10 protein-coding genes are annotated in these 14,752 nt (G+C 73.4%); 4 read left to right on the plus strand and 6 right to left on the minus strand.

The features are described 5' to 3' along the window. Both cydB and cydD read left to right on the plus strand, forming a co-directional pair. Entirely contained in the window at positions 1-1,020 is a 1,020-nt protein-coding gene (cydB, locus tag ACWEGE_RS01935; RefSeq protein ID WP_449658574.1) for a cytochrome d ubiquinol oxidase subunit II, read from the plus strand. Then, a complete protein-coding gene (gene cydD / locus ACWEGE_RS01940; protein ID WP_449658575.1) occupies positions 1,017-4,364 on the plus strand; it encodes a thiol reductant ABC exporter subunit CydD in 3,348 nt (1,115 codons plus the stop codon). The genes cydB and cydD overlap by 4 nt, the downstream gene beginning before the upstream one ends. Before the next feature lie 11 nt (positions 4,365-4,375). Here cydD and ACWEGE_RS01945 read toward each other — a convergent pair whose 3' ends face one another. Then, the gene (locus tag ACWEGE_RS01945; protein WP_449658576.1) at positions 4,376-5,959 is read right to left on the minus strand and encodes a hypothetical protein; all 1,584 of its coding nucleotides are present in this window, start codon (positions 5,957-5,959) and stop codon (positions 4,376-4,378) included. Between ACWEGE_RS01945 and ACWEGE_RS01950 the strand changes: the two genes are divergently transcribed. Beyond that, positions 5,958-8,504, plus strand: coding sequence for a hypothetical protein (locus ACWEGE_RS01950; RefSeq protein WP_449658577.1), 2,547 nt, complete (start codon positions 5,958-5,960; stop codon positions 8,502-8,504). The genes ACWEGE_RS01945 and ACWEGE_RS01950 overlap by 2 nt on opposite strands. A 128-nt stretch (positions 8,505-8,632) precedes the next feature. Here the strand turns inward: ACWEGE_RS01950 and ACWEGE_RS01955 are convergent, their stop codons facing one another. From ACWEGE_RS01955 to ACWEGE_RS01970, 4 genes are all read right to left on the minus strand, one after another. Next, positions 8,633-9,526: a universal stress protein gene (locus ACWEGE_RS01955; protein ID WP_449658578.1), complete on the minus strand. Its 894-nt coding sequence runs from the start codon at positions 9,524-9,526 to the stop codon at positions 8,633-8,635. After that, a complete protein-coding gene (locus ACWEGE_RS01960) occupies positions 9,523-10,131 on the minus strand; it encodes a CBS domain-containing protein (protein WP_449658579.1) in 609 nt (202 codons plus the stop codon). The genes ACWEGE_RS01955 and ACWEGE_RS01960 overlap by 4 nt, the downstream gene beginning before the upstream one ends. Next, entirely contained in the window at positions 10,118-11,071 is a 954-nt protein-coding gene (locus tag ACWEGE_RS01965) for a universal stress protein (protein WP_449658580.1), read from the minus strand. Before ACWEGE_RS01965 ends, ACWEGE_RS01960 begins: the two co-directional genes overlap by 14 nt. A 145-nt stretch (positions 11,072-11,216) precedes the next feature. After that, positions 11,217-12,017, minus strand: coding sequence for a universal stress protein (locus ACWEGE_RS01970; protein WP_449658581.1), 801 nt, complete (start codon positions 12,015-12,017; stop codon positions 11,217-11,219). A 244-nt stretch (positions 12,018-12,261) separates the two neighbouring features. Between ACWEGE_RS01970 and ACWEGE_RS01975 the strand changes: the two genes are divergently transcribed. Next, positions 12,262-12,954 (plus strand): site-2 protease family protein, encoded by a 693-nt coding sequence (locus ACWEGE_RS01975; RefSeq protein WP_449658582.1) that lies wholly within the window; start codon positions 12,262-12,264, stop codon positions 12,952-12,954. 101 nt (positions 12,955-13,055) lie between these two features. Here the strand turns inward: ACWEGE_RS01975 and ACWEGE_RS01980 are convergent, their stop codons facing one another. Then, positions 13,056-14,684, minus strand: a complete 1,629-nt coding sequence (locus tag ACWEGE_RS01980; protein ID WP_449658583.1) for a PAS domain-containing protein — start codon at positions 14,682-14,684, stop codon at positions 13,056-13,058. Between the last annotated feature and the right edge of the window lie 68 nt (positions 14,685-14,752).

Raw genomic sequence — 14,752 nt, forward strand, 5'->3', positions numbered from 1 at the left:
ATGGCCCTCACCGACATCTGGTTCCTGCTCATCGCGGTCCTCTGGACCGGCTACTTCGTCCTCGAAGGCTTCGACTTCGGCGTCGGCACGCTGCTGCGCGTCCTCGGCCGCGACGACACCGACCGGCGGGTGCTGATCAACACGATCGGCCCGGTCTGGGACGGCAACGAGGTCTGGCTGCTCGTGGCCGGCGGCGCCACCTTCGCCGCCTTCCCGCTCTGGTACTCGAGCCTGTTCTCCGGCTTCTACCTCGCGCTGCTGCTCGTGCTCGTCGCGCTGATCCTGCGCGGCGTGGCGTTCGAGTTCCGCGGCAAGCTCGACAGCCCACGCTGGCGCAACACCTGGGACTGGATCATCGTCTTCGCCTCCGCCGCGCCCGCGCTGCTGTGGGGCGTGGCGTTCGGCAACATCGTCCACGGCGTCCCGCTCGACGCGCAGCACCACTTCACCGGCACGTTCTTCACCCTGCTCAACCCGTACGCCCTGCTCGGCGGCCTGGCCACGCTCAGCCTCTTCACCTTCCACGGCGCGGTGTTCCTGACGCTGAAGACGACCGACGCCCTCCGGGACCGGGCCCACACGCTGGCCCGCGCGCTCGGCGGCACGGCGATCGTGTTCGGCGGCGTCTTCCTCGCCTACACCGCGATCGAACACGGCGGCTGGGCTTGGCTGTCCTCGGCGCTCGCCGCGGCCCTGCTCGTCGCCGCGGTGCTGTTCACCACCAGCGAGCGGGACGGGTTCGCCTTCGCCAGCACCGCCGGCGCGATCATCGCGGTCACCTTCACGCTGTTCTGGTCGCTGTACCCGGACGTGCTGCCCTCGACGACCGACCCGGCGTTCGGCCTGACCACGACCAACGCGTCCTCGACGCCGTACACGCTGCAGATCATGACCTGGGTCGCGGTCGCGTTCACCCCGATCGTGCTGGCCTACCAGGCCTGGACGTACTGGGTGTTCCGCAAGCGGATCAGCCGGGCCTCGATCCCGGCCGGCGGCGGCCTGCCCGTGGCCGGCCGGTGAAGCCGCTCGACCCGCGCCTGCTGCGCCACGCGAGCGCGGTCCGGCCGTTCGTCCTCGCCTGTGCCGCGCTGGGCGCGCTCACCGCGATGCTGGTGCTCGCCCAGGCGGAACTGCTGGCGAAGACGATCACCTGGGCGTTCCTCGACGGCTTCCCGCTCCGCAGCCTGGTGCTGCCGCTCGGCCTGCTGACCCTGGTGGTCCTGGCCAGGGCCGGGATCACGTGGCTGGCCGAGACGACCGCGCACCGCGCCTCCGCCCGGGCGCTCTCGCAGCTGCGCGAGACGGTGATCGGGGCCGCGCTGCGGCTCGGGCCCCGGCGGGCCGGCCGGTCACCGGCCGAGATCGCGGCACTGGCCACGCACGGCGTCGACCGGCTGGACGGCTACTTCTCGCGCTACCTGCCGCAGCTGCTGATCGCGGCGGTCGTGCCGCTGGTCGTCGGCACCCGGATCCTGCTGGCCGACTGGGCCGCCGCGGTGCTCATCGGGCTGACCGTCCCGCTCATCCCGGTCTTCATGATCCTCATCGGGCGGTACACCGAGCGCGACGTCCGCCGGCAGTGGCGGACGCTTTCCGTGCTGGGCAACCACTTCCTCGACCTGGTCGCCGGGCTGGCCGAGCTGACGGCGTTCGGCCGGGGCCGCGCGCAGATCCGGTCGCTGCGGGAGATCACCGGGAAGTACCGCAGGCACACCATGCGGACCCTGCGCGTCGCGTTCCTCTCCGCGCTCGCCCTCGAACTGCTGGCCACGCTGTCGGTCGCCCTGGTGGCGGTGTCGATCGGGCTGCGGCTGCTGGCCGGCGAGCTCGACCTGCAGACCGCGCTGGTCGTGCTGGTCCTCGCCCCGGAGGTCTACCTGCCGCTGCGGGCGGTCGGCGCCCGGTTCCACGACAGCGCCGAGGGGCTCGCCGCGGCCGAAGAGATCATCGCGCTCGCCGGCACGCCCACCGGCGACACCGGCACCCGCACGGTTCCCGACCTCGCCCGCGTGGCGCTGCGCTGCGAAGACGTCACGGTCGACGGCCGGTCGGGACCGGTCCTCGACGGCTTCGGCCTGCGCCTGCCACCCGGCGAAGTCGTCGGCGTGACCGGACCGAGCGGGGCCGGCAAGTCGACGCTGCTCGACCTCCTCTTGGGCTGGCGGCGGCCCGACGGCGGCCGGATCCTCGTCGGCGACGTCGACCTCGCCGACATCGGCCGCGCGACCTGGCACCGGCACCTGGCGTGGGTGCCGCAGCAGCCGCACCTGGTCGCCGGGACGGTGGCGGAGAACATCCGGCTGGGCTCCCCCGACGCGGACGACGAGGCGGTGCTCGCCGCCGCCGACACCGCGGCGCTCGACGTCCCGCTGTCCACTGTGGTCGGCGAGCTGGGCGCCGGGCTGTCGACCGGCCAGCGCCGCCGCGTCGCCCTCGCCCGCGCGGTCCTGCTCGACCGGCCGCTGATCCTGCTCGACGAACCGACCGAAGGCGTCGACGCGGAGACCGAGGCGGCCATCCTGGAGCGGCTGCCGAAGGTGCTCGCCGGGCGGACCGCGGTGATCGTCAGCCACCACCCGGCGGTGCTGGCCCGCTGCGACCGGGTGATCTCCCTCGGCGATCCCGTCGCCCTTCCCCCGGTCTCGGCTGCCGTCCCACCGCGGCCGGTTTCGCGACCGGCCGCGACCGCGGTCGATGTGCCGTCCGTTGTGGACGTTCCGCGGTGGCGGCCGCTGCGCGAGGCGGTCCGGCCGCACCGCCTGCGGCTGGCACTGGCCTGCCTGGCCGCGACGGCCGCGCTCGGCTGCGGGGTCGCCCTCACGGCGACGTCGTCGTGGCTGATCGCGAGCGCGGCCCTGCACCCACCGGTGCTGAGCCTGCTGGTGGCGATCGTGGCGGTGCGGACGTTCGGCCTGGCGAAAGGCCTCTTCCGCTACCTCGAACGGCTGCTGTCCCACGACGTCGCCCTGCGCGCACTCGCCGAGCTGCGGGTGCGGGTGTGGGCGCAGCTGGTCCGGATCGGCCCGGCGGGCAGCGCCCGCCTGCGCCGGGGCGACCTGCTGCACCGGCTGGTGTCCGATGTGGACAGCCAGCAGGACGTCCTGGTGCGGGGCCTGGTCCCGGGCGTTTCGACGTTCCTGGTCCTGGCCGCGACCGCCGTCACCCTCGGCGTCGTCCTCCCCGGTGCGTTCCTGCCGGCGGCGGGCCTGGCCGTCGCGGGTCTGCTGGCCCCGGTCGTCGCGGCCGTGGCCGCTCGCCGGGCGCAGCGGGAGACGGCCCTGCTGCGGGCGGACCTGACGGCGGGGACGGTGGAGCTGCTGCAGGCGTCGGCCGAGCTGATCACCCACGACGCCGCCGCCCGGCGACACGGCAGGCTGCGCGAACTCGACGCCGCACTGACTGCCCTCCAGCGCCGCTCGGCGGCGTGGCGCGGCCTGGGCGGCGGGCTCGCCTCGCTGGGCGTCGGGCTGACGTCGGTGACGTGCCTGGCGCTGGGCATCCTGGCGGCCGTTCCCGGTCCCGCGCTGGCGGTGCTGGCGCTGACGCCGCTGGCGACGGCCGAGCTGGTGGCCGGATTGCCGGAGGCGGCCCAGCGGCTGCTCGGCGCGTCCGGTTCGGCGCGCCGGCTCGCGGAACTGGACGCGCTGCCCTCGCCTGGTGCGCCGGCCACGGCTCTCGCTCCGGCCGCGACCGAACTGGCGGCCGAGCACCTGTCGGTCCGCTGGCCGGGCGCGCCGGCCGACGCGGTCCAGGACGTCGGCCTCCGGCTGGGTCCGGGCCACCGCCTGGCGTTGACCGGCCGCTCGGGCGCGGGCAAGAGCACGGTGATCGCGGCCTTCCTGCGCTACCTCGACCCCTCGGCGGGCCGGGTCCTGCTCGACGGCAGGAACACGCTGGGGTACGACGGCGACTCGGTCCGGGAGAACATCGCCTGGTGCGGCCCGGAGACGCACTTGTTCGACAGCACACTGCGCGAGAACCTCCGCCTGGCCCGGCCGTCGGCATCGGAGGCCGAGCTGCGGGCCGCCTTGGGCCGGGCCCAGCTTTCGCCGTGGCTCGCACAGCTCCCGCACGGCCTCGACACGGCACTGGGCACCCACGGAACCCCGCTGTCCGGCGGCGAGCGTCAGCGCATCGGCGTGGCCCGAGCACTGCTGTCGGACCGCCCGATCCTCCTGCTGGACGAGCCGACGGCCCACCTGGACACCCCGACGGCAGCGGCACTGGCGGCCGACGTGCTGACGGCGACGGAGGGCCGGTCGGTGCTGGTGGTGACGCACCGGCCGGCGGAGTTCGCGGCGCTCCCCGAGGTCGCTCTCACGGCCGTCGGCGCATCGTCGCCGTCCGGATCACCACTGCGGTGAAGGGCGTCCGGTCACCGCTCGGCTCGCGCCTCGCCCTCCTCGGCGACGGAGTATTCCCACGGCATCTCGGCCACGTGCTCGTCGAGCCACCGGCCCGACTCCAGCCCCACGGCTTCGAGCAGCGCCCGGGTGGCCGCGGCCTTCTCGTCGCTCACCGGCCGACGCCAGTACGCCGTGTGCGCCAGCGGTGTCCGACGGCGGATCCAGGGTGAGGTGGTCACCGGGACGTCCTTGATCCCGCACCCCAGCACCGGCGCCAGCGGACCGCCGATCGGGTCTCCGAAGAGCAGCCACCGCGCCGGGAAGTACAGGTTCGTCCACCGCACCACCGCGAACGGCGCTCCGTGCGTCAGCATCTTGATCGACCGCATGTGCCCGTCCACGAGGTACTTCTCGTCCAGGGTGAACTCGCCGGGAGCGCACTCCGGCGGGCACACCGGCACCTCGAGCTGGGAGATCCGGGTTCGCAGTTCCTCGGGGGACCGGGCCAGCAACGTGTCCGCGTAGGTCAGCGGGCTGCCCAGGGTGACCAGATCCGTGATCAGCCAAGGCTGGCCGAGCCTGCGGTAGTCCCGCCACAGGTCTCGCTGCGCCTTGCGGTAGCCGTCCAGCCCGCCGGGGGTGGTGATCGGATTGCCGAGCCGGGCGGTGAAACCCGGCAACGCGGGCTGCCGGACGACCAGCGGACGGCCGTGGGACCGGTGCACCTCGAGCCAGTACCGGCAGATCAGGTCGTAGCCGATCACGCTGCCCAGCGAGTGCCCGACGACGACGATCCGGTCGTACTTCCCTTCCGTGTGCAGCCTGCGCAGCAGTGCCATCCCGCTCTCGCGGATCGACTGGCGGACGGCGATGTTGTCCGGCGCGTCGTCCAGGTACCGCGCGGCGTCCCCCAGCGTCGAGATGAGCACCGTGTTCACCGCGGCGCCGGCGACCGACAGCAGGAGACTGACCCACCCGATCTTCGCGAGGGCCGCCGCACCGGACAGGAGGTGGCTCACCCCGTCCACCCCCACCGCGACGGCCAGCGTCACGCCGGCGATCGCCAAGGCGAGGAGCACGCCGTACGAAAGGTAGAAGACCGGTCGCAGCCGCCGGCTGACGTCGGCCGGACGGCGGAGCATCACCGAGCGGAGCCAGGCGGTGATCTGCTTCAGCTTCGTCCCGGGCACTTTGTCCGCCCAGTAGAGCTCGAAGATGTCCGTACGAGGCCGGTAGTGCGTGCGCCGCAGCTGATGCCGCCGCAGCTCGTAGGAACGGGACACCCGATCCGGTTTGCTCCACATCTCACCGGGACCGGCCAGCGCGGCCGTGAACCGCCTGATGGTCGCCATCGGCCGCTGGTTCCCGATCCCGTGGACGACCACCACGGCCTGCCTGGGGTGACGCCGTTTCTTCGCCTCGTCGACCAGGTACTGCGCCGCCGTCAGGACCCCGGACCAGCCCTCGGCCCCGGCACCGCCGCCACCCTGGACGGTCACGACCAGTTCGCTGCGTTCCCCGTCGGCGCGGATTTCCAGGCAGGCTCGCTCGCCTCCCGGGAAACTCACCTGGAAGGCGGCGCCCGGCCCGACCTCCTCGATCCGGCCGGGCATGCTGCCTTTGCGGGTGAAAGGCGCCCCGACCGCCATTCCCGGATGGGACGGATCGCTCAGCCACCGCCGCATTCCCACCCGCGTGCTCAACACCTGCCACGCCGCGTCCGCCGGAACCGCGAACCGGCGGCGCAGGGGGCCCGCCCGCTCTTCCGCCGCCATGCCGCCTCCCTTTCACCGCGCACCGGTGCGAAGCACGAGCAATGAAGGCTACCATCCGTCCATGAGCGACGCGGAAATCCGGAGAAATCTGGCCACCTTGGTCGTCGAGGCGCTGGAATTGGGCACCGGAAAGAATGAACGGGACGTTATTGACGACCTGTTCGCGGCGTTCGGAATGGACTTCGCCGCACTGGCCCGCAGTGTGCCACAGCAAAGAACCGACCGAGCCGGGTTTCTCCGGGAAGCAGCCGCGGAGCAGCTCGCGGACGCCGCCCCGACCGCGGGCGCCCTGCTCAACGAAGTCGTGCGCTGCGGTGGCCGCTTCGTGGCCATGGTCGCCGAAATCTACGAGCACCTGGCCAGGTATTCCACCACGACGAGGGGAACGAGCGACACGTTCCGCCTGCAGCGGGGCGACGTGGACGAGGAACAGCTGGTCATCAGCCCGGAATTCATCGAGCAGGTGCGAAAACTCGAGCAACGCCTCACGACGCTGGAAATCGGCCGGATCGACCACGATGCGCTCCAGCAGTTCACCCGCGCAGACAACGGCGCCTTCTACGGAAGCTTGCCGACCGAATCCGAAGACGGCGTCATGCTTCTGGACGGTTTGCTGGCCCTCGCTTGGATTCGCCCCGAGATCTTTTCCCGCCCGACCGGGATGGCCCACCGGGTACCCACTGGCTGGGAGATCGCGGCCGATGCCGCGACCGAGGCCGTGGCGGCGGGCGAACGGCTGGTCTCGACCGCTCAATGGCTCATTCGCACCCATCTGGCCCACATCGACTCGCTGCCGATTCCGGCCGTCGCTCCTGCTTCCGAGTTTCTCGTCACCGACGAAGAGGCCGATCGGCTTCCCGGACGGTTCGAATTCGAGGTCGAGCGCTACCGGACCGCCCGGGTGATCGCGACATTCGCCGATCCGATCTCGGTCAGCAACCTCGAACGTCGCATGGATCTCGGCCTCGATCACGACCTGCAGCCGGTCGCCGTGGAGGCTGCGGAAGGCTACGGAACAGCCGTGGGCGCCCTGGCGGGCTTCGTCGCGGAGTGGCGCACCGGCCGATGGCGGCCACAGACCCGCCGGGAACTCGAGCGTGGGCTCCTCACCGATCCGACGGCCCTCACGACCTGGCTCACCACCTTGACCGGCGCCGCCCGGGAAGCGGCCGACTGGCTGGCCTCCGAGGTCTTCCACCCGACCGGGTCCGCCGACGTCACGGAGATGCTGGAGTTCACGGAGGAATTCCTCAACCTGCCGCTCTGGCGGCAGCGGGAACTGCTTTACGAAGTGTGGGTGCTCTGCACCACCATCGGCGTCTGCGAGCAGGGCGGCTGGGAGCCGCGCCTGGTCGGCGCTCCCGGGCCGGACGGGGTGTGGGTGCTGTCCCGAGGGGTGGCCGACGAACCCGCCTGCCGGCTGGAACACGGGCGGGACCCGAGCCTGACGTTGGACGTGTGGCACGAGCCCCGGTGCCGGACCGCCGACGGCGACCTGACACCGGACGTCACCGTGTCGACCCCGGCCCCGTACCGCCGGGAACTGGTCGTCGTCGAAGCCAAGGACCGCATCAAGATGCCCCGCGGCAGCCATCCCGGTGACGCCCGCCCCTCGACCGCTCTGGGGGTCGCCGTCCGCTACGCGGCCCGCCTCCGGCCCCGGGTCACCTGGGTGGTCAACCACTGCGACTACCGCCGGAGCAGCGATCCCGAAGCCGAGTACGGCAGCGCGTGGACGCAGATCCGGCTCGCCGAGCAGTTCCGGCCGGGCAATGTCCCCGCGGCGTTCGTGGATACCGTCCAGGCCGCGACGGCTCCGCCGGGCGGTGAGCGGCAGGAGCCGGTCGACGGCCTCGTCCTGCTGGTGGACCGGACGGCGAGCATGAGCGGCCGGCTGGGCCAGGCCCGGAAGTCCCTGCTGCTCGACGACGCGTTCGAGGCCGGCTACGACGAGTTCCGGGTCGTCGCCTACACCGACCACGACCAGGGCGAGCCCTTTTTCCTCCGCTCACTCGGGCCGTTCCCGTCTCTCGCCGAAGCCTTCGACGCGGCGGAAGGACTGCCGCTGGGAGGCGGCGGTGACTTCGAGGAGGCTCTCGAGGACGCGATGCAGCGTTGCCGTGAACTCGTCACCGACATCGGCCCCCGGACGATCCTCGTCCTGACCGACGCCCCGGCACACGCCGCCCGGGACTGCCCGCACGGGATCGACGCACGCCAGGAGACGGAGGCGCTGCTCGGGCTCGGTTGCCGGGTGCTCGTCGCCGACGACTGGCTGCACCGGCGGGATCCGATGTGGACGGCCCTGGCGGAATCGCCGGGCTTCGCCCTGCTGCCACTGGCCTCGATCGCGTCGCCGGGCCGCCGTGGCCCGGGCCAGTGACCGGCATGACTTTCAGGCCATGGTTCGCCATCAGGTAGCTCTGGGCCTGCCGGAAACAGTTCGCGGTCCGCCGGAGCGCGCCCACCTGGGCGAGCTCCGGCGGACCGCGGGCCCGACGTCGACGGCGGCTATCCCTTCGGCTCCGGGCGGACCACGAGCACCGGGCAGTCGGCGTGCTGGACCAGCGCCTGGCTCGTCGACCCCAGGAGCATGCCGGTGAAGCCACCCCGGCCGCGGCTGCCCACGACCACCAGCTGCGCCTCCTCGCCGGCCTTCAGCAGCGCGTGCCGCGGCCGGTCGCGCACCAGCACGCGCCGGATCTCCACGTCCGGGTACTTCTCCGGCCAGCCCGCGAGCCGCTGGCCCAGCAGCCGCTCCTCCCCCTCTTCGAGGCTTTCCGGCTGGGTGAGGATCCGGGCGGTGCCGCGCGTGTCCTCGTAGACGATGTCGTTCCACGCGTGCACCGCGACCAGCGGGACGCCGCGCAGCGAGGCCTCCTCGAACGCGACGGCGACGGCCTGCTCGCTGTTCGGGCTCCCGTCGACACCGACCACGACCGGGCCCGCCGTCGAGTCCTGGTGGCCGCGGACGACGGCGACCGGGCAGTGCGCGTGGGATGCGACCGCGGCGGCGGTACCGCCGATCAGCATGCCCGCGAACCCGCCGGTGCCGGTCCGGCCGACCACCAGCATCCGGGCGTGCCGGGACTCCTCGATCAGCATCGGCACCGGCGGGTCGTTGGGCAGCTCGGTGGTGATGGCCAGGTCCTGGTCGATCGACTCCGCCAGGGCGCGGGCCTCGGCGATGGCACGTTCGCCGTCCGTCCGCACCGCCTCGAACAGCGTCGCCGCGCCGATCCCGGTCATGCCGCCGCCGTAGTAGAGGCCGGCGATCTGCAGGCCATGCACGATCTTGAGCTGCAGGTGGCGCCGGGAGGCCAGCTTCGCCGCCCACGCGACGGCGGCGGTCGACCCCGCCGAGCCGTCGACGCCCACGGTGATCCTCGGGTCGTTGGCGGTCATCGCGCCTGCTCCTCACCCGCGTATGCGGTCTCCGCGGCGACGACCCCGGGCACGGCGAGCGCCAGCAGCCGCGCGACGTGCCGGTCGGAGTCGTCGTCGAACTGGTCGGTGATGTGCACGAGCCCGTCGTGCACGTCGACGTGCCAGCGGCCGCTGCCGCCGTAGATCTCCAGGCGGTGCTTGACGTCCCTGGCGATTTCGGCGTCCTCCCGCGCGAGCACGCGCACGACGTCGCCGCGGGTCACGATGCCGACGACGGCCGCGCCGTCGACGATCGGCACCGCGCGGATCCGGGCGTCCACCAGCGCCTGGCACAGGTCGGCGACGTCGGTTCCGGTGCTCATCGCCGTGACGGGGGTGGTCATCAGGTCGCCGACGGTCTTGCCGGCGGTGCTCTCGCGGGGCTCGCGGACGTTCCGGGGATCGGCCGGGACGCGGCCGCGGATCAGGTCGGCCTCGGTGACGATCCCGATCAGCCGATCGTCGTCGTCCACCACCGGCAGCGCGGTGAAGCCGTGCGCGGCCAGCGCTTCCGCCGCCTCCTTCGCGGACGCCCACGGGTGCACGGTGATCACCGGCGCGGTCATCAGGTCACGTGCTCGCATCGGAGGTTCCTGTCTTTCGTGTCGCGGGGACTCGGGCTTCTTCGCTGCGCTGGGGCCGGACGACCGCCACCGGGCACGGCGAATGCGCGATCAGCGCCTGGCTGGTCGAGCCGAGCAGCATGCCGGTGAACCCGCCCCGGCCACGGCAGCCGACCACGACCAGCTGCGCACCCTCACCGCGCTCCAGCAGCGTCCGCACCGGGCGCCCGCGCACGACCTCCAGCTCGATCGCCAGCTCCGGGTACTTGCGCTGCCAGCCCACCACCTGCTCGGCCAGCTTGACGCGCTCGGCGGCGGCGATCTCGCCCGGATCCTCCTGCAGCGGGTGCGGCCGCAGCATGCCATCGGCGAGAACGTCGCTCCAGGTGTGCACCACGACCAGCTCCGTGCCGCGCAGCCGCGCCTCTTCGCACGCGAACGCGATCGCGGCCTCGCTGTCGGGCGAGCCGTCGGACCCGACGACCACCGGCCCGGCACTCGGCGGCGGCTCGTGCGAGCTCCGGCCCCGGACCACGACGATCGGGCAGTGCGCGTGCGCGGCCACCGCGACGGCGGTCGAGCCCACCAGCAGACCGGTGAACCCACCCAGCCCGCGCGAGCCGAGCACGACCAGCTCGGCGTGCCGCGACTCCTGGACCAGCGCGGTGACCGGACTCCACTCCCGCGCCGCGGTGAGCACGTCCAGACCGGGATGCTCGGTGAGCACCGCGGCCTTCGCCTCGGCCAGCCAGCCCTCGCCCCGCTCGGCCAGCCCGGCCCGCACCTGCTCATGAGTGCCGAACGCGACGGGCGCCTTCACCTGCGGCAGCGCGTAAACCTGGACCAGCCGCAGCGGACGCCCGCGACGCACGGCCTCCGCCGCCGCCCACTCCGCGGCCTGCACCGCGGACGCGGAGCCGTCGATCCCGGCGACGACCGCGCCGTCAACGAACCCGGACACGGCCGGCCTCCAGGTTCCGGCCGCGCCGGTCGGGCGTGCGCGGCCCTTTGAGGACGAGCCAGTCGCCCGGCTGTGCGTGCATGATCGTTCCTTCCTGGGTGTCCACAGTGGACGGTTCGGGGGCCGGCGGTGCCGTCGCGGACGTTCAGTGCACGACCGCGACCGGGCACGCCGCTTCCGCGAGCAGGGCGTTGCCGGTCGAGCCGAGGATCCCGCCGGCGACCGGGCCGCGGCCGCGCGTGCCGACGACGACCAGCCGGGCGTCGGGCGCGACGTGCTGCAGCGCGCGGGCCGGCGTCCGGTCCGCCACGGCCTGGGTGAGGACCTCCACGTCCGGGTACTTGCCGCGCCAGCTCGCGACGCGCGTTTCCAGCTCCTGCCGCTCGGCGGCCGCGTCCCCGGTGTGCCAGGCGTGCACGACCAGGACCGGTGCCCGCGTCGCGGCCGCCTCCTCGAAGGCGAACCGCAGGGCGTGCTCGCTCGACTCGGTCCCGTCGATCCCGGCGACGACGGGTCCCGTCCGGGCCGGCTGGTGACCGGGCACCACGACGACGGGGCACGGCGCCTCCGCGGCCACCTGCAGGGCCACCGAGCCGATCAGCGCGCCGCGCAGGCCACCGAGGCCGTGCGAGCCGAGGACGACCAGTTCCGCACCCGCCGCCTCTTCGAGCAGCAGATCGGCGGCGAGCCCGAGCCGGACCGCGGTCTCGACCTGCACGCCGGGTGCCCAGTCCCGGGCAATTCCGGCCGCGTGGCGCAGCCATCGGGAGATGTGTTCGAGCAGGAGCTCGTCGCGCTCGTGGGCGGAGGTGGCCTCGAAGACGCAGGCGTGCAGCAGCCGCAGCGTGGTGTCGCGCCGCCCTGCTTCCCGGGCCGCCCAGCGGACGGCGGCCAACGACGGTGCCGAGGCGTCCACCCCGACGAGCACCGGCCGGTTTGCGGTCATGAGTTCCTCCTGCGGATCCGGGCTTCCAGCATGCGGACCGGCGGTACTCGCCGGTCAGGGCACGAAGTCCCTTTCCCCGGGGACCAAATCCGCCTGCGCCCGCGCCGGCGGCTCCGGCCGCGGACCAAGCGCCCGCCGGGTGTCCGCGCTGTGGCCGAACGTCGCCGGAGCCGGGGTCTTTGGTCACTCGCGCCGGGGCAGTGCGGCCCTCGCCGCGCCCGCGGGCGGAGCGGACCGTCGAGTGATGCACGCCACATTCCCCCTCGGGCGCCCGGCCGGCATCCACGTCGGCGCGCACTGGTCCGTCCTCCCGGTCATGGCCCTGCTGGCGGGGCTCCTGGCGCGGACGCTGCTGCCGGACGCCGTCCCCGGCCTGTCCCCGGTGGTCTACTGGGCGACCGGCACGACGGGCTCGGTCGTGTTCCTGGGGTCCCTGCTGGTCCACGAGCTCAGCCACGCACTGGCGGCCCGGGACCGCGGCCAGGTCGTCGACGGCATCACCCTGTGGTTCCTCGGCGGCAGCACGGAGCCGGCCGACAACCCGGCAACACCGCGCGCCGCAATCGCCGTCGCCGTGGCCGGACCGGTGGCGAGCCTCGCGGCCGGGGCCGGCTTCCTGCTGGCCGGCCTGCTGTCGACCGGCATCGTGGCGTCCACGCTGACCTGGCTGGGCTGGACGAACCTGGTCCTGGCATCGTTCACCCTGCTACCCGGAGCACCCATGGACGGCGGCCGCGTCCTGCAGGCGGTGGTCTGGAAGATCACCGGCGACCGGCGCCGAGCCCAAGCCGTGGCGGCCCGAGCCGGCTGGAGCCTCGGGGTGGCCCTGGTGACGGCCGGCCTGCTGCAGCTGCTGTGGTCCGGCGGCTTCACCGGCCTGTGGGTGGCCGGCCTGGGCTGGTTCCTCGCCCTGTGCGCCCGGACCGAGCCGAGCTGAATCCCCGGACTTCCCCGAGCTGGGTGGCCATCCCGTCGCCTGCTCGTCCGGCGAGGACGGTCTTCGAACAGCGGCAGAAGCAAAACCCGCGAAAATCGGCGCTACCGCCCGGATCGCACGGAGACATCGCCGGCCAACGGAACCTCCCACGTGGCGGCCGTACCACCGCCCGGACGGGCGGCCACCGTGAGCGGCCCCGCGAGCCCGGCCGGTTCCTCCCCCGGCGTCCCGTCGTCTTCGACCTGGACGAAGAGGCAGTCCGGACTCGGCTCGGGCCGCAGCTCCACGGTCACGGTGACGTGTCGAGCCCCCTCCCGACGGGAGACCGCGGACAACGCGGCGTCCAAAACGGCCAGCAACTGCTCCCGGACCGCCCCGTGCAGTGCCGTGTCGAGCCGGCTGTCGAGCCGTGAGGTCATCTCGACGTCCAGGGTCTCGGCGGCCGCGTCGACGAGGTCCCGGACGCGGCGGTGCAGCGCCCGCTCGCGCGCGGGCTCGGCGTGGATGGCGAACACCGCCGAGTTCAGCTGCTGGATGACCTGGTCCACCGCCCCGACGGCGTCCCGGACCCGGCGCGCCGCGTCTTCGCGCTGGATGATCTTGAGCGTCGAGACCAGGCCGGTGGCGATCGTGGCGAGCCGGCCGACGACCGCGGTGTTGAGTTCGCGGGCGATGCGTTCCCGGTCGTCCAGCACCGAAACGAGTACCGCGTCCCGGCGCCGCTCGGCCAGCTCCAGGACGATCGCGGCCTGGGCGGCGAACAGCTCCAGCGACCGGACGACGCCGGTCGGCGTGATGGGGTGGCCGGGCGCGTTGACCACGGCCAGAACTCCGCGCACGCCGTCCGGCGGCCCCAGCGGCACCGCCAGCGCGGCCCCGACGGCGACGCCCAGCCCGGCGTTTCGGGCCGCCGGCGCCGCGTCGTCGCTGATGAGGGACCGGCCGGTCCGGAAGACCCGCACGCTCAGGGGCGCCGGGCCGGCCGCGCCGGTCAACGGCAGCCGCAGCGAGCGGTAGGCGTCGGCCTGCGCGCCCGCCGACGCGGCGACGACGAGGTGTTCGCGGTGGTCGTCGGGCACCAGGACGAGCGTCTGGTCGACCCCGGCGATGCGGCGCGCCCGCGCCGCGATCAGCTCCAGCACGTCCGTGGCCGGGGCGTCGGCCAGCACCGCGGCGGTGATGTCGGCCGTCGCGGCCAGCTGCTCGTTGGCCTGGTGCAGTTCCTGGCTGCGAGCGAAGACCTCGGCCTGCATCGCCTGCCGCTCCCCCGCCCCGGCGTGGTCCGGCGGCAGCTGCTCCAGGAACCGGGTCACCTCTTCCACGCGGTGCAGGATCCACCGCACCGAACCGTCCTCGCCCGGCACGGGAACGTTCACCGTGCTCCAGAAGCGCTGCTCGACCACGCCGGGCTGGCCGGCCACGGCCACGTCGTAGCGCTGCAGCGGCATGACGTGCCGCTGCCCGGTCGCCAGGACGCGCTCCAGCGAACCACGCAGGTTCCGGGCGCCCTGCGGATCCGCCGGGTTGTCGGGGAAGGCGGTGAAGACGTGCTGCCCGAGCAGCTCCTCGCGGCGGCGGCCGGAGACCTCGAGGTAGGCGTCGTTCACCGCGAGGAAGACCAGCGACGGCGACAGCACGGCCATCGGTGACGGACCGGCCAGGAACACGGCGCCGAAGTCCACCTCCTGCTCCATCACGCCTCGTTCCGCCGCCGGGTCGACCGTCAGCATGTGTAGCACCACCGAGCGCGCCGCTCGTACCACCGTCGGAGTACACCGGTTTCCCGGCTCACGGCCGG

The organism is Amycolatopsis sp. NPDC004747 (assembly GCF_053601335.1).